We start from the raw sequence: 16,559 nt of genomic DNA, 5'->3' as shown, positions 1-16,559 counted from the left end.
GTTTTCAAACCTTTCTTTCAGGCGCGGGGCGCGAAGGCCGCCGTGATCTGTTGGGGTAGCTGGTTTTGCGCGAGGTCAGTCCCTGCGCACCAACCCTGCCATCGCCCGCAATTGCGGTTCGTCGAGGATGCGCACCGTCTTCGGGTGGTTGAAGTCGATCAGGCCGTCGCGCTTGAAGCGGTTGAGGCAGCGGCTGACGGTCTCGACCGTCAGGCCCAGCCAATCCGCAAGATCGGCGCGCGAGAGATAGAGGTTGAAGCTGAACCGTGCGGCACTGGCGGCGCGACCGCGCCATGCGAACTGGTCGGCAAGATCGATGAGCGCCGTTGCGACCTTCTCGGTCGCGGTCTTGCGGCCGAGCAGCGTCGCATGTGCCTGCATCCGATGCAGCGTCGCCTTGAGTTCGGCGGCGACACCTGGCCCGTGGTCGCCGTCTTCGATCTGGCTGCCGGCGAGCGTCTCTATCCGGGCAAAGGTCAGTGTTTCGGCGGTAGCGATATTGCGGCCGTCATGGGTGAAGCCGAACAGCCGTCCCGGGCCGAGCACGTCGGTGATCTGGCGACGTCCGTCGTCCAGCAATTGCGACAGGGCGACGCAGCCGTCGACGACGCGGTAGAGATGGCGGTTTCGCCCACCCTGGAAGAGCAAGGTGGCGTGCTCTCCCACCAGACGCTGCCGGTTGGGGGAGAGCTTCGTCGTCGAAAAATTTGGTGGCGGCGGGGGCGGAAGCGTTGTTTCCGCGAAAGTGATCGTCTCGGGCATGGTGGGCGATCCGTATTGCGATCTCGTCGGGATCGCCGCTATGCGACGCACCGGAGACCAGACATCAGCGTTCTGTCACGATCGGTCGTGACAGGGGCTCAGGCGTGGGAGCTTGATGCTGGTGGCCCGCGTGGGCTCGCATTGGGCGGGAGTTGCGATCGGGCGGATGCAACCGGCTGTTCCGGCGGCAGCAGCATTTCTGTCTTGCGGACGATCGTGTCCGCCGCATCGGCCGGTGCGGCCAGAAGGGCCCAGAAGACGCGACAGGCGCCGCAAAAATGGCTGTGGGAGAGGGGTTTGCCGCTGCCGTCGTCGTCACCGGCTCCGGGCAGGCATAGATCGGGCAACGAACCATCGGGCAGTGCAAACTGCGCGCGCTCCGTCGAGGAAAGCGTAGTTGCCGCTGCGGGCGCCTGGTGCGCGAAGCCGAGAAGCAGCACGGCCAATGCGCAAAACATGCGCATGACCTGCTGCATTCTGATCCTCGTGCGAGGCTTCATTCTATCTGCCTATCCCTGTGCCAATCTGCTGGCTCAGGGATAGGCGACGTTATTGACAAACCTCAATGTGGCAAACCGCGCAGGGGCAGAATGCCGCATCCGGTCGCTCATTCTTCCTCGACGAAGACCTGCTCGCGCTTGGCCTTGACGCTCGGCAGGAACACCACCACCAGCACCATCGCTGCTATGAAAAGCAGGATCGCGCTGATCGGGCGGGTGACAAAGGTGGTCGGGTCGCCACGCGACAGGATCATCGCCCGTCGGAGGTTTTCTTCCAGCAACGGACCGAGCACGAAGCCGAGCAGCAGCGGCGCCGGCTCGCAACGCAGCTTCAAGAGCAGGTAGCCGACGAGGCCGAAGAAGGCGACGGCGTAGAGGTCGTAGACGTTGGAGTTGACGCTGTAGACGCCGATCGAGCAGAACGCCATGATGATCGGGAAGAGCACGTAGTACGGGATTTTCAACAGCCGCACCCACAGCCCGATCAGCGGCAGGTTCAAAACCACCAGCATCAGGTTGCCGATCCACATCGAGGCGATAATACCCCAGAAGAGGGCCGGCTGTTCGGATGCGACGTTCGGGCCAGGTACGATGCCCTGGATGATCATCGCGCCGATCATCAGCGCCATCACCGGGTTTGCTGGGATGCCGAGTGTCAGGAGCGGGATGAACGAGGTCTGGGCGCCGGCATTGTTGGCGCTTTCCGGGCCGGCGACGCCGGCGATGGCGCCGTGGCCGAATTCCTCGGGTCGGTCGGAGACGCGCTTTTCGACGGTATAGGAGGCGAAGGCCGCGAGGATCGCGCCGCCGCCGGGCAGGATGCCGAGGGCCGAGCCGATCGCCGTGCCGCGCAGGACCGGGCCGACCATGCGCTTGAAATCGTCGCGCGTCGGCATCAGGTCCGTGACCTTGGCCATCAGCACTTCGCGCGTGCGTTCGTTTTCAAGATTGCGCAGGATTTCGGCGATGCCGAAGACGCCGACCGCAAGAGCAACGAAATTCAGGCCATCCGAATACTCTCGGATCCCGAGCGTGAAGCGCGGTGTGCCGGTGTAGATGTCGGTACCGACGAGGCCAAGCAAGAGCCCGAGCGCCACCATCGCCAAGGCCTTGACGATCGATCCGTGTGCCAGGGCGATCGAGGACACCAGGCCGACGATCATCAGCGAGAAATATTCCGCCGCGCCGAACTTCAGCGCGATCTCGGTCAGGGGCGGAGCGAAGACCGCGACCAGAAAGGTCGAGACCGTGCCCGCGAAGAACGAGCCGAGCGCGGCGATTGCAAGCGCTGCACCGGCGCGACCCTTGCGGGCCATCTGGTAGCCGTCGATCGCCGTTACGGCGGAGGAGGATTCGCCCGGCATGTTGATGAGGATCGCGGTGGTCGAGCCGCCGTACTGCGCACCGTAATAGATGCCGGCGAGCATGATCAGCGAGGAGACTGGCTCCAGCTGAAAGGTGATCGGCAGCAACATGGCGATGGTTGCCGTTGCGCCGATCCCGGGCAGCACGCCGATCAGCGTGCCGAGCAGCACGCCGATCAGACAAAAGAACAGGTTTTCCGGCGAGGCGGCCGTGGAGAAGCCGAGTGCGAGATTGTTGAAAAGATCCATCATCCGTCTCCTAGAACTGGGTCCAGGGGCCGAAGCGCTGGAAGGGCAGGCCGAGGCCGTAGCTGAAGACCGCGACCGAAAAGGCAGTGAGCGCCAGCGACAGCGCGATGGCGGTCAGCGGTTTCATGCGGCCGGAGGCAAAGCAGGCGATGAGGGCCGTAAAGAACAGCGACGGCACGAAGCCGAGCCCGCGCACCGTCAGGCCGAAAAAAATCGGCGCCGGCAGGATGAAGAGCATGCCGCGAACCGCGATCGCCCCGATCGGTTCTCCCTGGACCCGGGTCGACTGGACGAGGATCACGATGCCGAGAAGCGTCAGGATGGCGGCGAGCACCAGCGGGAAATAGCCCGGCCCCATGCGAAACGTGGTGCCGAGCTCGAGGTTGAAGGCTTGCCAGGCAAAGAACAGCCCGACAGCCGTCAGGATGCCGCCGCAAAGCGCATTGGTGGTGTCGAAGGAGATTGATTTCATCGTGTCCCCATTTGGTTTTGCGCTGAGCACCGGCCGGGAAGGGCCAAACTCAAGCTCGGACTGCCAGTTGCCGGTGGCGTCGTGCGGTGACTATGACCGGGCAACACCTTGAAGGTGTGACCGAAGCCGACTGCCGGCGCGAACGCCCTTCTGCTTTAGCGAATGCTATGTCTCAGGCGGCAAACCCGCCACGATCCAGGTCCCTTGGGCGGAAGGATCGTGACGGGCGGCTGTGTCGTGTCAGTCGGCGTACTGGCCTGCGGCTTCGATCACCGGCTTCCAGCGGGTGATTTCGCTTTCAAGCTTTGCCTTCAGCGCCGCCGGGGTCGCATCGGCTTCGCTCGACGGCTCGGTGCCGAGTTCGCCGAAGCGGGCGACGACGTTCGGATCCTTGAGAGCCACCTGCAGCGACTTCGAAAGACGTTCGTTCACTTCGGCCGGCGTGCCCTTCGGCGTATAGACGCCGTGCCAGATGCCGACCTGCAGGCCAGGAAGGCCGGCTTCCGATGTCGTCGGCAGATCCGGGAAGACCTTGAGACGCTCTGGCGATGTGACGGCGTAGGCCTTGATCGTGCCGCCCTGGATCTGCTTGGTGGTGTTGGTGGTCTGGTCGCACATGATGTCGACCTGGCCGCCGAGCAGGTCGGTCATCGCCGGACCAGTGCCCTTGTAGGGAACGGTGGTCAGCGGCGTTTCTATAGCGCTCATGAACATCATGCCGCAGAGGTGCGAGGCAGCGCCGATCCCGGCATTGGCAACCGTGACCGTGTCCTTGTTCGCCTTGGCGTATTCGACGAGGCCCTTGAGATCGGCCGGCTCGAGATCCTTGCGTGCGACGATGGTCATCGGCACCTCGGTGACGAGGCCGACATATTCGAACGCGTTCAGCGTGTCGTAGGCGAGCTTGCGGTAGAGCGTGGCGCTGGTCGCCATGCCGATATGGTGGAGCAGTACCGTGTAGCCATCCGGATCGGCCTGGGCGACGCGACCGGCGCCCAATGTCCCGCCGGCGCCGCCGACGTTTTCAACGATGATCTGCTGGCCGAGATCCTTCGACATGGATTCGGCGACGAGGCGTGCCACGGTATCCGTCGGGCCGCCGGCCGAGAACGGAACGACCATGGTGATCGAGCGTTCGGGATAGGTCTGCGCATTGGCGGAAGCGGCAAACAGGGACAGGGCGGCAACGGCGCCAAGAAGCGCATTCAGGGTTTTCATCTTTTCCTCCCGGATGAAATATCGACCAGCCAGCAAGGCTCCTCCCCTGCCGATTCTGGTTGACCCATTTGCAAACGCAATCTTAGCACAGACAACGGGTTAGCTACGCATTGTCGCGCATTTCTGCCGCGAGTTGTCTGAATTTGGGTGGATTTGGAAACAAGGGGTCTGCGTGATGGGTGGATTTCCACCCATTGCAAGCGTCACGGGTCACCGTGGCTTTGGCGGCGCCGGCCTCCGAAGGGCCGATCGGCGGTTACTGTTGTCCGGTACGCTGCCTCAGATACTGCACTTCGTCTGTTGTCAGAGGGCGCGTCGCGCCCTTCGCAAGTTTCCCAAGCGCGATGTCGCCGATCGAGACGCGCACGAGCCGAAGGACTTCGAAGCCGAGGACGTCGAGCATCCGGCGGATCTGGCGATTGCGCCCTTCGTGCAGTTCAACCTCGATCCAGCTGTTCTTCTCGCCTCCTCTTAACTGTTCGGCGCGCGCGGCGCGCAAGTGCTCGCCGCCCTCGTCGACACCGTTTACCATCGCGCTCAGCTTGGCGTCGCCGATCTCGCCCGAGATCTGCACGTGATAGACCTTGCCGAGATGGGTTTCCGGGTCGAGCAGGCGCTGGGCAAGCACCGTGTCGTTGGTGAAGAGCAGCAGGCCCTCGCTGGCCTTGTCCAGCCGACCGACCGGCGAGAGGAACTGTGCATCGCCCTTGCTCAGGCAATCAAAGACGGTCTGGCGCCCCTCCGGGTCGTGCCGCGTCGTTACCAGGCCACGCGGCTTGTTGAGCATCAGGTAGATCTTGTCTTCCGCCAGAACGGCCTTGCCGTCGACGGAGATTCGGTCCTTTTCGATGTCGACCCATTGGGCAAGATCGGTGGTCTTGCGTCCGCCGATGCTGACACGGCCCTCGAGCACCAGCTTTTCCGCCTGCGTTCGCGAGCAGTAGCCGAGTTTGGACAGCGCGCGGGCGACGGTCACGCGTTTGCCGACCTCGCCGGTCATCCGGGCAGTACCGTCACCTCGTCCTGCTATCGGCCGCTTCTGCCTCACTTCGGGTCGTCTCCGTCTATCTCTGACCGCTGGCGCATCTCGCGTGACCTCGGAACTGTCGTTCAGCCGACCTTGATATAGTCGATCTGCCGGGCAAGCCAGCATCCGATCGTCAGGCCGGAAATGGCGCCCTGTCCGTCGCGGTGGATCCGCACGGTCCAGTCTCCCGGCGCGGGCGCGTCCATCGACCGCTTGCAGCTGAGCAACCAGATATCGTCGGCAACCGGCTGCATCGCATGCATCGCTCCCTTGCCGAGCATGCCGTTAAAGCCGGCAAAGAAGACGCCGTTGGTTGAGATGATCTCGATGTCGGCGTCGAGGTCTACGGAGTGGTAGCGCCCGGCTATGTCCGGTTTTGCCTTGCCAGCGACTCTTTTGGCGGTCGTCTCCAGGTTTTCTCGCTCCCGCTCCATGCGCAGGCCGGTGCCGTTCGCGGTCAGTGAGACCGCCCCGGAGCGGGCGATACCGTCCGTTCCAATTTGCAGAGATTCTCCTGCCGTCGCGAACCGCAACTCGAGCCGCCCCGCTCCCATTGGTCGCGTCGACAGCGCAAGCCCGGTCTCCGGTTCGAGATAGGTGCCGAATTGCTTGATGTCCCAGTCGCCGGCTGCCGCCTCGGTATCGCGGTGACCGAGTGCGGCCTTCATCAGCGCCGTCGCCGCGGCGTGGGCGTCGGCCTCGTGGTTGAACATCACCACGATCGAGAGGCGTTCACTCGCCGCGTGGAGGCGGCGGCTGCGAAAGCCGCGCAAGGCGCCGCCGTGGCCGGTGATCGCGACGTCGCCGATCCTTTCATGGGCAAGACCGAAGCCGTAAGGTGCTGCCCGACCATCCGCATAGGTCTGCGGCGCGGAAAGCCGGCGGTAGAGGCCGCCTTCATCATCACGCGTCCGATCGATGAAGCACTCCCAGGCGAGCATATCGTCGAGCGTTGCGGAAATGCCGGCGTCGCCGGCCCAATAGATCCGGTTCGCGGCCTCGAAATACCCCGTCGTTTCGTTTCCCTCGTACCCGACGACGCCGTTCGGCGAGACGCTGGTATCGGGGGTGAGAGCGGCGGTTGCCATGCCGGCCGGACCGAACGTGCTGCGATCATAGAGTTCAAACAGTGATTTGCCCGAAAAGTCTTCGATGAGGTCGGCGAGGATACGGTAGTTCCCGTTCGAATAGGAATAGCGCGTGCCGGGCTCAAAATGCGTCGAGCGGGCGCTAGACAGCAGCGGCCGGGCGTCCTCGCGACGGAAGACGCCGTCGGCCATGGCACCCTGCAGCACGGTCAGCGCCCAGTAGTCGCGCAGGCCCGACTGGTTGTGGCAGAGATGCGCAACGCTCGGGCGCTTGCCTTGGAGCCGTGGCAGGTAGGCATCGAGTGCGGCATCGAGCCTGGCCGGATCGCCAATCGCGTCGAGCAGCACCGCGCAGGTGAACTGTTTGCTGATCGAGCAGATCGGCAGCAGCGTGCCTGCCGCCATCGGCTTGCGTGCGGTAAGATCGGCATAGCCCCAGACGTGCTTGAGCACGACCTCGCCATCCCTGACGATACCGACGACGCCGCCCGGCCCCCTGTACTGTTGCGGCAAGGCGAGGACGGCTTGTTCGAGGGCGGAAAGATCCAGGGTGTTCATGGTGTGCATGCCAGTCGGTCGGGAAGGAAACCTGCCGCCCGGACGGGCGGTTCGGTTTCGTACCTACCGCTCCGTCAAGGCAGTTGCAACCACGCTCCGCCCAGCCTCAACGCAATCCCGCCTGGGCGTGATAGAGCCGGCTATAGGTGCCCTTGGCCGCCAGCAGCTTGTCGTGCGGTCCTTGTTCGCTGATGCCGTTCGCGTCGACGACAATGATGCGGTCCGCGTCGCGGATCGTCGCCAGGCGATGGGCGATGACCAAGGTGGTTCGGCCCTTCGAAAGTTCGGCAAGCGATTGCTGGATCGCCTTTTCGGTTTCTGTGTCGAGTGCTGACGTGGCTTCGTCGAGGATCAGGATCGAGGGGTTCTTCAGGAACATCCGGGCGATTGCCAGGCGCTGCTTCTGACCGCCGGAAAGCTTGACGCCGCGCTCCCCGATGACGGTGTCCATCCCCTCGGACAGCGCTGCGATCATGCCGTCGAGCTTGGCCCGGCGGGCGGCATCGAGGATATCAGCTTCGCTTGCACCCAGGCGCCCATAGGCGATGTTGTCGCGGATGGTGCCGGCGAACAGGAAGACATCCTGCTGCACGATGCCGATCTGTCCGCGAAGCGAGGCGAGCTTGATGTCGCGGATGTCGATGCCGTCGACGGTGATGCTGCCTTCGGCGACTTCGTAGAAGCGCGGCAGCAGCGAGCAGATCGTCGTCTTGCCGGCGCCCGAGGGGCCGACGAAGGCGACGGTTTCTCCGGCCTTGATCGTCAGATCGATGTTGGAGATCGTCGGCTTGTCAGCGCTGTAGCCGAAGGAGACATTGCGATAGGTGATGTCGCCGCGCAGGCCCGACACGTCGACGGCGCCCGGACGATCTTCGATATCGGGCTCGGTCTCCATCAGCTCAATGAAGCGTCGGAAGCCGGCGATGCCCTTGGGATAGGTCTCGATGACCGAGTTGATCTTCTCGACCGGGCGGAAGAAGACGCCGACCAGAAGCAGGAAGCCGATGAAACCGCCATTGCTCAATTGTCCGGTCAGCACGAAGTAGCTGCCGGTGATCATGACGATCAATTGCGTCAGCCGCATGCTCATGTAGCTGAGCGAGGTGCTTGCGGCCATGATGCGGTAGGCCTCGAGCTTCGTCCGGCGGTAGTTCTGGTTGTCGGTCTCAAACAGGCTGCGCTCGTGCTCTTCGTTGGCGAAGGCCTGGACCACGCGGATACCGCCGACGTTTTCCTCGATGCGGGCGTTGAAGTCGCCGACGCGGCCATAAAGATTGCGGAAGTTGTTGGCCATCCGGCCGCCGTAGCGGCTGGTGACCCAGGCGGTGATCGGCACGACGGCTGCCGTGATCAGCGCCAATTTCCAGTGCACGGTCATCATCAAAAGCAGCGCCCCAATGAAGGTCATGATCGCGATGAACAGGTCCTCGGGGCCATGATGGGCGACTTCGCCAATTTCTTCGAGGTCCTTCGTCAGGCGGCCGACGAGATGGCCGGTCTTCTGGTTGTCGAAGAAGCTGAAGGAAAGCTTCTGCAAGTGGTCGAAAGCCATGCGGCGCATGTCGGTTTCGATGTTGATGCCGAGCATGTGGCCCCAATAGGTGACCGTCGCCATCAAGCCGGTATTGACGAGATAGACGACGAAAAGACCGACGGAGGCGAGCAGGATCAGTGTCCATTCCTGGCTCGGCAGCAGCTGGTCGACGAACAGCTTGACCGCGACCGGAAAGCCGAGTTCCAGCAGGCCGGACAACACCGCGCAGGTGAAGTCGAGAATGAAGAGGCCGCGATAGGGCCGGTAGAACGCAAAGAAGCGCTTCAACATGACAACCGCACTCACATGGATAGCCGCTTGGGGCCGGCTGTAAAATCTGAGCTCAAATGTCATGTTTTTAGCCGGAAGCCAACAGATATGCGACCGAAAAAGCGATTTGATGCCGTCCGGCGGCGCACCAACCCGGGCGTGTGTTCCCCGGATGAGACGGAACGAGGGGCAAGGGAAGAAAACGTTAACCATAAGCTCCGTAGAAGAGGGAATCACCAGGGGAGCGAATGAAGCAATGGCAGGCGATCGATCAGATGAAGCAGCGGTGTTTGGCGGACGTGATGTCGTCCCGTTTCCGATGGCAAGAAGACTGAGCACCATTCGCATCTGCGCTGCCGAACTCGAAGACCTCCATGGTGACGACGCCGTGCAATTTTGGCGGCGCGAATGCCGGACGCTTGCCGACGAGCTGCTTGCGCTCGGCTGCTCCGACGCGGAAATGCGCGAGCAAGTCATGGCGTTCCAGGCGGAGGTCCAGGCCGAACTCTGGCAGCGCCACCAGTCCCGGCTTTCCGCCGGTGCCTTAAGCCAGTAATTCGCCAGCTCGGCCCCGGCATCTGTCGAACTTGCCAACTACGGATGGCTCCGGCGTGTCCGTCGGAGCCATGATCGTCAGCGTGCAATGGCGCCCTGCAAGCGATGCGCCAGCCAAGCGGCCGCGCAGCCGAGCGCGGCGACGCTCGCCAGCTCGCAAAATGCGAGCCACCCGGGCTCGATATGCGCCGCAAAGAATGTGATCAGCCCAAGAAAATAGGCGGGCACGTTGTTGACGGGGGCAGCCGCGCGCAAGGACACTACGATCATCGCGACGACGAAGACGACCGGCCCGAAGGCCAGGGCGCCCATGATTGGCATCAGCACCTGGAGCGCGAGGGCCGCAGCGATGCCGATGGCGATGCCGGCGGCAAGGCAGAGGTAGCTCGTCAATGCCTCGCGTGCCGTGTGGCCGCGGCTAAAGAAGGCGACCCACCCCATGAACATCGCCCAGACGGGCCAGCCGACACTTGCCGAGGTCGTGGCAGCTAAGGCGGCAGTGGTTGCCGCCACGAGCGTCAGCAGATTGAATTTCCAGGCGAGGGGCGCTCGGTCCGTTGGTTGTGTTTGAGCGGTCATGACATATCCTCGAAATGGGTTAAACGGGCGCTGTCACCGGACAGCAAGGGTCAGGCTCGCGGCTTTTCGATTGACAGCAGGTCGGCAATGCCGATGCGCCGGGCGAAGTCGATGCGCATGCGCTCGGCGATCTCGATCACTTCGGCAGCACCATCTCCGACGAAATCGATGACCGACCGGGCGGGGCGCGATCCTTCCGGCAAGCCGACGATGCGAACGACTTCGTCGGCAACGGCCTGTGGATCGGCATGATCGGGTGTCAGTTCGCTCAGGCGCTCGCCGACCCGGTCCAGGAGGCCGTCATAGCGGGCGTAGGCCGCAACCGTTTCCTTGTCCGCCGGACGACCGGCGGTCGGGAAATGGTTGGTTCCGCGGGTAAAGGCGCCGGGCACGACGATCGAGGTCTCGATACCGAAACGCACGAGTTCGTAGGACAGGGTGACGGCAAGGGAATCCATTGCGGCCTTGGCAGCGGCATAGGGCCCCATGAAAGGCGGGAAACCGCCCTTGGTGGTGGTGCTGCTGATCCATAGGACGAGGCCGTGTTCACGCTTGCGCATTTCGGGAAGCACGGCGCGGTTGACCCGCTGCTCCCCGAAGAGGTTGGTATCGAAAACTTTGATCAGTTCCTCCGGCGTGAACGCCTCGGTCGGCCCGATGACGATGGCCGACATTGTGCATGACGACGTCGATGCGGCCCTGTTCGGCGATGATCGCCGCAACGGCGGCGTCGGCGGACGACTGGGACAACACGTCGAGTTCGAGCGGCCGCAGATCATATCCGCCCCGCTTGGCGGCGTCGCGCATCTGCGCGGCGCGGTCGCTGTTGCGGCTGTCGATGCCGCGCATGGAGGCGTAGACTGTGTGCCCGGCACGGGCCAGCGCTTCTGCGGACAGTTTGCCGATACCGGGGCCGGCGCCGGTGACGAGAATGACGGAGGACATGGTTCTTTTCCTTGGTTCGACGAGAGGTGGGGGTCGAGGAGGGACGGCCGCGAATGTCAGGCAACGCCGCCGTTGGCGCGCAGGACCTGGCCGTTGACCCAGCCGGCATCGGGACCGACCAGGAAGGCCACGACACTGGCGATGTCGTCCGGCTGGCCGAGCCGCTCAAGCGGCGGCATCTTGGCAAACTGGGCGACAAGTTCGTCGCTTTTGCCCGACAGGAACAGATCGGTCGCAATCGGGCCCGGCGCCACGGTGTTGACTGTGATGTCGCGGCCGCGAAGCTCCTTGGCAAAGACGTGCGTTAGCGCTTCGACGGCGGCCTTGGTGGCGTTGTAGACGGCATAGCCCGGCAAGTTGAGGGCGAGCGTCGTCGAGGAGAAGTTGACGATCCGGCCGCCGCTACGCATGCGTTTTGAGGCTTCGCGCAGGGTGTTGAAGGTGCCCTTGGTGTTGATGGCGAAGTGACGGTCGAATTCCTCGTCGCTGGTTTCGGCAAGGGGCGCCGTCTTCAGGATGCCGGCGTTGTTGACGAGCACATCGATGCCGCCGAAGGCAGCCTCGGTTGCGTCGAACAGGCGCTTCACCGCTTCAGGATCGGCGACATCGGCCTTGGCGGTCAGGGCGCGGCCGCCCTTTTCCTCGATCTTGCGTGCCAGTTTCTCGGCGGAAGCGGCGTCACCGGCGTAGTTGATGACGACCGTGAAGCCGTCGGCGGCCAGGCGTTCGGCAATCGCCGCACCGATGCCGCGCGAGGCGCCGGTAACGATGGCGACCCTGTTGGTTTGTTCTTGCATGATGTTTCTCCTTCGTTACGAAGCGGCTTGGCTTGGTTGGCGAGGAGAAGATGACGTCTTTCGAAATTCGGATAATCATGCATAATCTGGCAACATAATCCGGAGATTGCGAACAAATGGATAGAGTCGATGCCATGCGCGTGTTCTCGCGCGTCGTCGAAAGGCGCAGTTTCACGCAAGCCGCTGATGATCTCGGCCTCCCGCGCTCAACGGTAACCGATGCGGTCAAGCAGCTGGAAGCACGGCTGGGCGTTCGCTTGCTGCAGCGCACGACACGCCATGTCAGCCCGACATTGGATGGTGCGGCCTACCACCAGCGCTGCATCTCCATTCTCGACGATATCGAAGATGCCGAAGGTGCCTTTGCCGGCGCCAGGCCCAAAGGCCTGCTTCGCATCGACGTGCATGGAACCCTGGCACGCCACTTCGTGCTGCCGAGCCTGCCCGGATTTCTAGCTGCTTACCCGGAGATCGAACTCTACATGAGCGAGGGCGACCGGCTGGTCGATCTTATCCGGGAAGGCATCGATTGTGTGCTGCGGGTCGGCGAGCCACAAGACAGTGATATGATCGGGCGGCGCATGACGATGCTGGACGAGATCACCTGCGCGTCGCCCGATTACATCGCCCGTCACGGCAGGCCCGAAAGCTTCGACGGGCTGGCGGGGCACCGCATGGTCGGCTTCCGTTCGTCGACTTCAGGCGCTCCGATGCCGCTCGAATTCAAGGTCGGGGGCAAGGTCGACCATGTCGCGCTGCCGGTGACGGTCGCGGTCAACGCTGCCGAAAGCTTCGTTGCCGCCGCAAGGTTGGGGCTCGGGCTCATTCAGGTGCCGCGATACCATGTCGAGCGGGACCTCAATGCGGGGACGCTGGTCGAAGTGCTCGAAAACTGCCGCCCTACGCCGACGCCGGTTTTTCTGCTCTATCCGCGCAACCGTCAGCTTTCGCCGCGCGTGCGCGTCTTCATCGACTGGTTGGCAGGCGTGTTCGCCGAGGGCAACAACCGGGGCGTTAATCCGTCGGCAGTTCCGGATCCCAGGTGAACAGCTCCTTGGCCCGGGCGATGCCGCGCAGGGCAAACCGCCCGAGGGAAACAGCGTCTGCCTGAAGCTCAGGCGGGCACGCCTCGACAAAGTCTGCCGACATGATCACCTGTCGTTCGACCGAGCGGCACATCGAGGCGATGCGGCTGACTTCGTTGACCGCGGGGCCGACGACGGTGAAGTCGAGACGGTTCTGGCTGCCGATATTTCCGTAGAAGACCTCGCCGATGTGCAGGCCGAGATAGACGTCGGTCGTCGGCTTTCCCTCCTCTTGCCGGCGCGCATTCAGCGCCACCAGCATGCGCCGCAATTGCCGCTCGGCCGCCGTCGCGTTGGCGCAGGCGGTCGTTGGCGCCTCGGCATTGAAGATGGCAAGCACGCCGTCGCCGATCAGCTTGAGCACGCTGCCGCCGTGATCGTGGATGGCCGAGATGACCATCCCCGAATAATCGTTGAGGAACGGGATGATATCTTCCGGCGCGGCCGTGTCGGAGATCCGCGTGTAGTTGCGCAGATCCGAAAACCACATGACGGTTTCGATGCGCTCGGCCTCCCCACGCACGATGCTGCCCTTAACTACGCGCCGGCCGGCATCGGCGCCGAGATAGACATCGGCGAGCGTGCTGATGATCCGGACGCAGGACGTGGTCTTTACCGCGAGCGCAAGGGTAGGCAGGAGAATGCGAAGGGCGGCGATATCGTCTTCGGCAAAGCCGCTTTTTCGGCGTGTGGTCCAGTAGGAATAGAAGCAATCCATCTCGCCGACGCGGCCCTCGTCGGTGAAGTGATGGATCATGTTGATGCAATCGGTGTGGCCTTCTTCCTTCAGGCGGTCGAGCACATGATATTGCACCGAATGCTCATTGGCGAGGCGTACGCGCCGCTCCGGCTCGCGCGCTGTCAGCATGTGGTAGAAGATCGAGCGATGCCAATTCGCCTGCGCTTCTCCGCCGGTGGTCGAGGAATACTGCACGACCTCCGGCGTCTCGTCGCTTTCGCGGTTCCACTGGAAGGCGCGGCCCTCGAATTCCGGATGCAACGTGTCGATCAGTCCCTGGCCACGGGCAATGTCCATGCCCGCGGCAACGCAGCGCTCGCAGAACCCGGCAAGCATCTCGGGCTCTTGCAGGCCCTTCAGGCCCTCTTCCGACAGCCAGAGGATGATGTCGCGGATTTGTTGGTCGTTCATAGCGGGTCCCGCCCTAGAGCTGCCGGTGGCTCGGCGCTGGCATCAGCCAAATGCATTATCAATAGCCAATCCCGGCATGAGAACAAGCAACCCTTCAGGCACCGGCGCGGTTCCAGCACCTGAAGCGATTCAGGCCTCAAGCAGATAGGATGGCGCCGCCCGCAGCCGCGCGATGTCGCGGAGCGGCGGCGCACCGAAAAGACGGGCGTATTCGCGCGAAAACTGCGAAGGACTGTCGTAGCCCACATGATGTCCGGCCGTGGCGGCGTCGATCGCCTGGCTGAGGATCAATCGTCGAGCCTCCTGCAGGCGGAGCTGCTTTTGATATTGCAGCGGGCTCATCGCCGTCACTACCTTAAAATGCTGATGAAAGGACGAGAGGCTCATATTGGCTCTGGCTGCGAGATCCTCGATGCGCAGCGGCTTGCGGAAATCGCGTTTGATGAGGCCGATCGCACGGTTGACCTGGGTCAGCTTGCTCTCGGAACGGGCAATCTGGCGCAGACGATGGCCCTGCTCACCCATCAGTAGACGGTACAGGATCTCGCGCTCCGCCAGCGGCGCCAGCACGGCGATTTCATCCGGTCGATCGAGCAGGCGCAGCAGCCGGACGATCGCGTCGAGCAGCTCGGGGGCGGTATCGCTGAGGAACAGGCCTGGCCCGGGCAAGCCGCCATCGATCGGCGAGGAGCCGGCCTCCAGCACCAATGCGCTCAACATCGTCGGGTCGAGGTCGAGGCGCAGGCAGAGATAGGGCTTTTCTGCTGAAGCATCGATGACCTGGCCGACGACCGGCAGATCGACGGAAACGGTGAGATATCGGTTGGGATCGTAGGTATGGACCGTGTCGCCGAGCATCACCTGCTTGGATCCTTGTGCAATGAAGCAGACGGCGGGCTCGTGCAATGTGTGGATCGGCTCGGTCGGGCTCGACGATCGGATCAGGATGAGGCGCGGAATCGCTGTCGACAGCACGCCGTCGATGCCGCTGTTGCGCTCCATCAGATGCTGGAATTCTTCGAGATCGCCCAAGGCCGTTTTCCTTCGTGCGGGGGTTGGCGTCCGGCAGAGGCTGGCCTTTTCCGGGCGCGAGTTCAACGGGATGAATGGTTTGGCAGCGGCTGATGTCGTCAGCCGCTGCTGCCTTCGGCCTAGTCTTCCCGGCGCAGGATCATGCCGGCATGGTAGAGCACACCGTCGATAAAGTCGCCGTCGGCGGTAAAACCGGTATCGTCGACATAGTCGATATGATTGCCGGTCACCCGGTAACGGCCCTGGTAGGCGCTCTGCCGTTTGCCGCGCGCTTCGTCATAGCGGCCATCGAGCAGGAGGTGGTGGCGGATATGCCCATCTTCGGTAACCCACATGCCGACATAAGGGTGCGGTGTCTGTCGCATGGTTTTCTCCTGTGCGGATAACGGATCTGGCGAGAGAGTAGAAAGGACAAGGCCAATCACCATCCCAGGTCCCAATGCCATCAATGTTCGAAAAGTGCGGTTCATCTGCGGGCGCTCCCCTTGAACCGGCTCAGTGCGGGCTTGCCGTCGGGCGGACGATGATTTCGCTGACATCGACATCTTCAGGCTGCTCGATGGCATAGGCGATTGCTCGGGCTATTGCGGTGGCCGGGATGGCGATGCGCCGGAAGTCGCGCATTGCGCCGCGAGCAGTCTCGTCGGAGATGCTCTCGGCCAGTTCCGATTCGGTGACGCCGGGCGAGATCACGCTGACGCGGATGCGATCGGTTTCCTGGCGAAGGCCATCGGAGATCGCCCGGACGGCAAATTTCGTCGCACAGTAGACGGCGGCGGTCGGCGAGACGGCGTGACCGCCGATCGACGACAGGTTGACGATCTGACCGCTGCCCTGCTCGTTCATGACAGGCAGGCTGGCGGCAATGCCGTTCAGTACGCCGCGGATGTTGACATCGATCATCCGGTTCCACTCGTCGACCTTGAGGGCGCAAAGCGGCGACAGCGGCATGACGCCGGCATTGTTGACGATGACGTCGAGCCGTCCGAACTCCGAAACGACATGGGCGACGAAGGCCTGCATATCGGCAAGGTCGGTGACATCAAGCGCCTTGAAGCTGACGGTGCCGCCGGCCGCCCGGATCTCGACGGCAAGGGTCGCCAGCCGATCGGTGCGGCGGGCGCCGAGGACGACGCGGGCACCGGCGGCGGCCAGATATCGGGCGGCCGCCTCGCCAATGCCGCTGCTGGCACCGGTGATGGCGACGACTTTTCCTTGAAGCTCGGACATGTTTGGTTCCTTTCGCGATGGGCCGAGGATCTCCCCGGCTCTGAAAGTCACCATGCGCTCTCTCGTCGCTGGAGCGGTAGAACAGCACTCCGGCATTCTTGCACGATTCTACGAATGCTCGCCGCGGTGATGGCCGATGCGTCG

Annotated in this window: 16 protein-coding genes and 1 pseudogene; 2 read left to right on the top strand and 15 right to left on the bottom strand. The window is 63.2% G+C overall.

Annotation, left to right across the window (positions count from 1 at the left end; genetic code table 11):
• Window positions 1–75 precede the first annotated feature (75 nt).
• The 8 genes from ABIE33_RS27085 to ABIE33_RS27050 all read right to left on the bottom strand — a co-directional run bounded on the left by ABIE33_RS27085 (window position 76) and on the right by ABIE33_RS27050 (window position 9,063).
• Window positions 76–762 (bottom strand): Crp/Fnr family transcriptional regulator, encoded by a 687-nt coding sequence (locus ABIE33_RS27085; protein ID WP_429130874.1) that lies wholly within the window; start codon window positions 760–762, stop codon window positions 76–78.
• Between the two features lie 98 nt (window positions 763–860).
• Window positions 861–1,238 (bottom strand): hypothetical protein, encoded by a 378-nt coding sequence (locus tag ABIE33_RS27080; RefSeq protein ID WP_429130873.1) that lies wholly within the window; start codon window positions 1,236–1,238, stop codon window positions 861–863.
• Between the two features lie 131 nt (window positions 1,239–1,369).
• Window positions 1,370–2,875, bottom strand: coding sequence for a tripartite tricarboxylate transporter permease (locus ABIE33_RS27075; RefSeq protein WP_429130872.1), 1,506 nt, complete (start codon window positions 2,873–2,875; stop codon window positions 1,370–1,372).
• A gap of 10 nt (window positions 2,876–2,885) precedes the next feature.
• Entirely contained in the window at window positions 2,886–3,347 is a 462-nt protein-coding gene (locus ABIE33_RS27070; protein ID WP_429130871.1) for a tripartite tricarboxylate transporter TctB family protein, read from the bottom strand.
• Window positions 3,348–3,587: 240 nt separating this feature from the next.
• The gene (locus ABIE33_RS27065; protein WP_429130870.1) at window positions 3,588–4,565 is read right to left on the bottom strand and encodes a tripartite tricarboxylate transporter substrate-binding protein; all 978 of its coding nucleotides are present in this window, start codon (window positions 4,563–4,565) and stop codon (window positions 3,588–3,590) included.
• 256 nt (window positions 4,566–4,821) lie between these two features.
• A complete protein-coding gene (locus ABIE33_RS27060) occupies window positions 4,822–5,613 on the bottom strand; it encodes a pseudouridine synthase (protein ID WP_429130869.1) in 792 nt (263 codons plus the stop codon).
• A 62-nt stretch (window positions 5,614–5,675) separates the two neighbouring features.
• Window positions 5,676–7,238: a D-aminopeptidase gene (locus ABIE33_RS27055; RefSeq protein WP_429130868.1), complete on the bottom strand. Its 1,563-nt coding sequence runs from the start codon at window positions 7,236–7,238 to the stop codon at window positions 5,676–5,678.
• Between the two features lie 106 nt (window positions 7,239–7,344).
• Window positions 7,345–9,063: an ABC transporter ATP-binding protein gene (locus ABIE33_RS27050; protein WP_429130867.1), complete on the bottom strand. Its 1,719-nt coding sequence runs from the start codon at window positions 9,061–9,063 to the stop codon at window positions 7,345–7,347.
• Window positions 9,064–9,124: 61 nt separating this feature from the next.
• Between ABIE33_RS27050 and ABIE33_RS27045 the strand changes: the two genes are divergently transcribed.
• Entirely contained in the window at window positions 9,125–9,598 is a 474-nt protein-coding gene (locus ABIE33_RS27045) for a DUF6074 family protein (RefSeq protein ID WP_429130866.1), read from the top strand.
• Window positions 9,599–9,675: 77 nt separating this feature from the next.
• On the opposite strand, the gene ABIE33_RS27040 is transcribed toward ABIE33_RS27045, so the two are convergent.
• The 3 genes and pseudogenes from ABIE33_RS27040 to ABIE33_RS27030 all read right to left on the bottom strand — a co-directional run bounded on the left by ABIE33_RS27040 (window position 9,676) and on the right by ABIE33_RS27030 (window position 11,918).
• Window positions 9,676–10,176, bottom strand: a complete 501-nt coding sequence (locus ABIE33_RS27040) for a DUF1097 domain-containing protein (RefSeq protein ID WP_429130865.1) — start codon at window positions 10,174–10,176, stop codon at window positions 9,676–9,678.
• Window positions 10,177–10,226: 50 nt separating this feature from the next.
• Window positions 10,227–11,121, bottom strand: a pseudogene (locus ABIE33_RS27035) (SDR family NAD(P)-dependent oxidoreductase).
• Window positions 11,122–11,177: 56 nt separating this feature from the next.
• Window positions 11,178–11,918: an SDR family oxidoreductase gene (locus tag ABIE33_RS27030; protein ID WP_429130864.1), complete on the bottom strand. Its 741-nt coding sequence runs from the start codon at window positions 11,916–11,918 to the stop codon at window positions 11,178–11,180.
• 116 nt (window positions 11,919–12,034) lie between these two features.
• Between ABIE33_RS27030 and ABIE33_RS27025 the strand changes: the two genes are divergently transcribed.
• Window positions 12,035–12,964, top strand: coding sequence for a LysR family transcriptional regulator (locus ABIE33_RS27025; RefSeq protein ID WP_429130863.1), 930 nt, complete (start codon window positions 12,035–12,037; stop codon window positions 12,962–12,964).
• Here the strand turns inward: ABIE33_RS27025 and ABIE33_RS27020 are convergent.
• The 4 genes from ABIE33_RS27020 to ABIE33_RS27005 all read right to left on the bottom strand — a co-directional run bounded on the left by ABIE33_RS27020 (window position 12,933) and on the right by ABIE33_RS27005 (window position 16,415).
• Window positions 12,933–14,153 carry an adenylate/guanylate cyclase domain-containing protein gene (locus ABIE33_RS27020; RefSeq protein WP_429130862.1) on the bottom strand — a complete coding sequence of 407 codons (1,221 nt, stop codon included), beginning with the start codon at window positions 14,151–14,153 and terminating at the stop codon, window positions 12,933–12,935. The two genes, ABIE33_RS27025 and ABIE33_RS27020, sit on opposite strands and share 32 nt — an antisense overlap.
• A gap of 129 nt (window positions 14,154–14,282) precedes the next feature.
• Complete coding sequence (locus ABIE33_RS27015) at window positions 14,283–15,185, bottom strand: AraC family transcriptional regulator (protein ID WP_429130861.1); 903 nt, start codon at window positions 15,183–15,185, stop codon at window positions 14,283–14,285.
• A gap of 119 nt (window positions 15,186–15,304) precedes the next feature.
• Entirely contained in the window at window positions 15,305–15,631 is a 327-nt protein-coding gene (locus tag ABIE33_RS27010) for an Atu4866 domain-containing protein (protein ID WP_429130917.1), read from the bottom strand.
• A gap of 49 nt (window positions 15,632–15,680) precedes the next feature.
• Window positions 15,681–16,415 carry an SDR family oxidoreductase gene (locus ABIE33_RS27005; protein ID WP_429130860.1) on the bottom strand — a complete coding sequence of 245 codons (735 nt, stop codon included), beginning with the start codon at window positions 16,413–16,415 and terminating at the stop codon, window positions 15,681–15,683.
• Window positions 16,416–16,559: the final 144 nt, after the last annotated feature.

It is taken from the genome of Ensifer sp. 4252 (assembly GCF_050434565.1).
Taxonomy (GTDB): domain Bacteria; phylum Pseudomonadota; class Alphaproteobacteria; order Rhizobiales; family Rhizobiaceae; genus Ensifer.
This window is presented reverse-complemented; position numbering and strand designations above follow the sequence as displayed.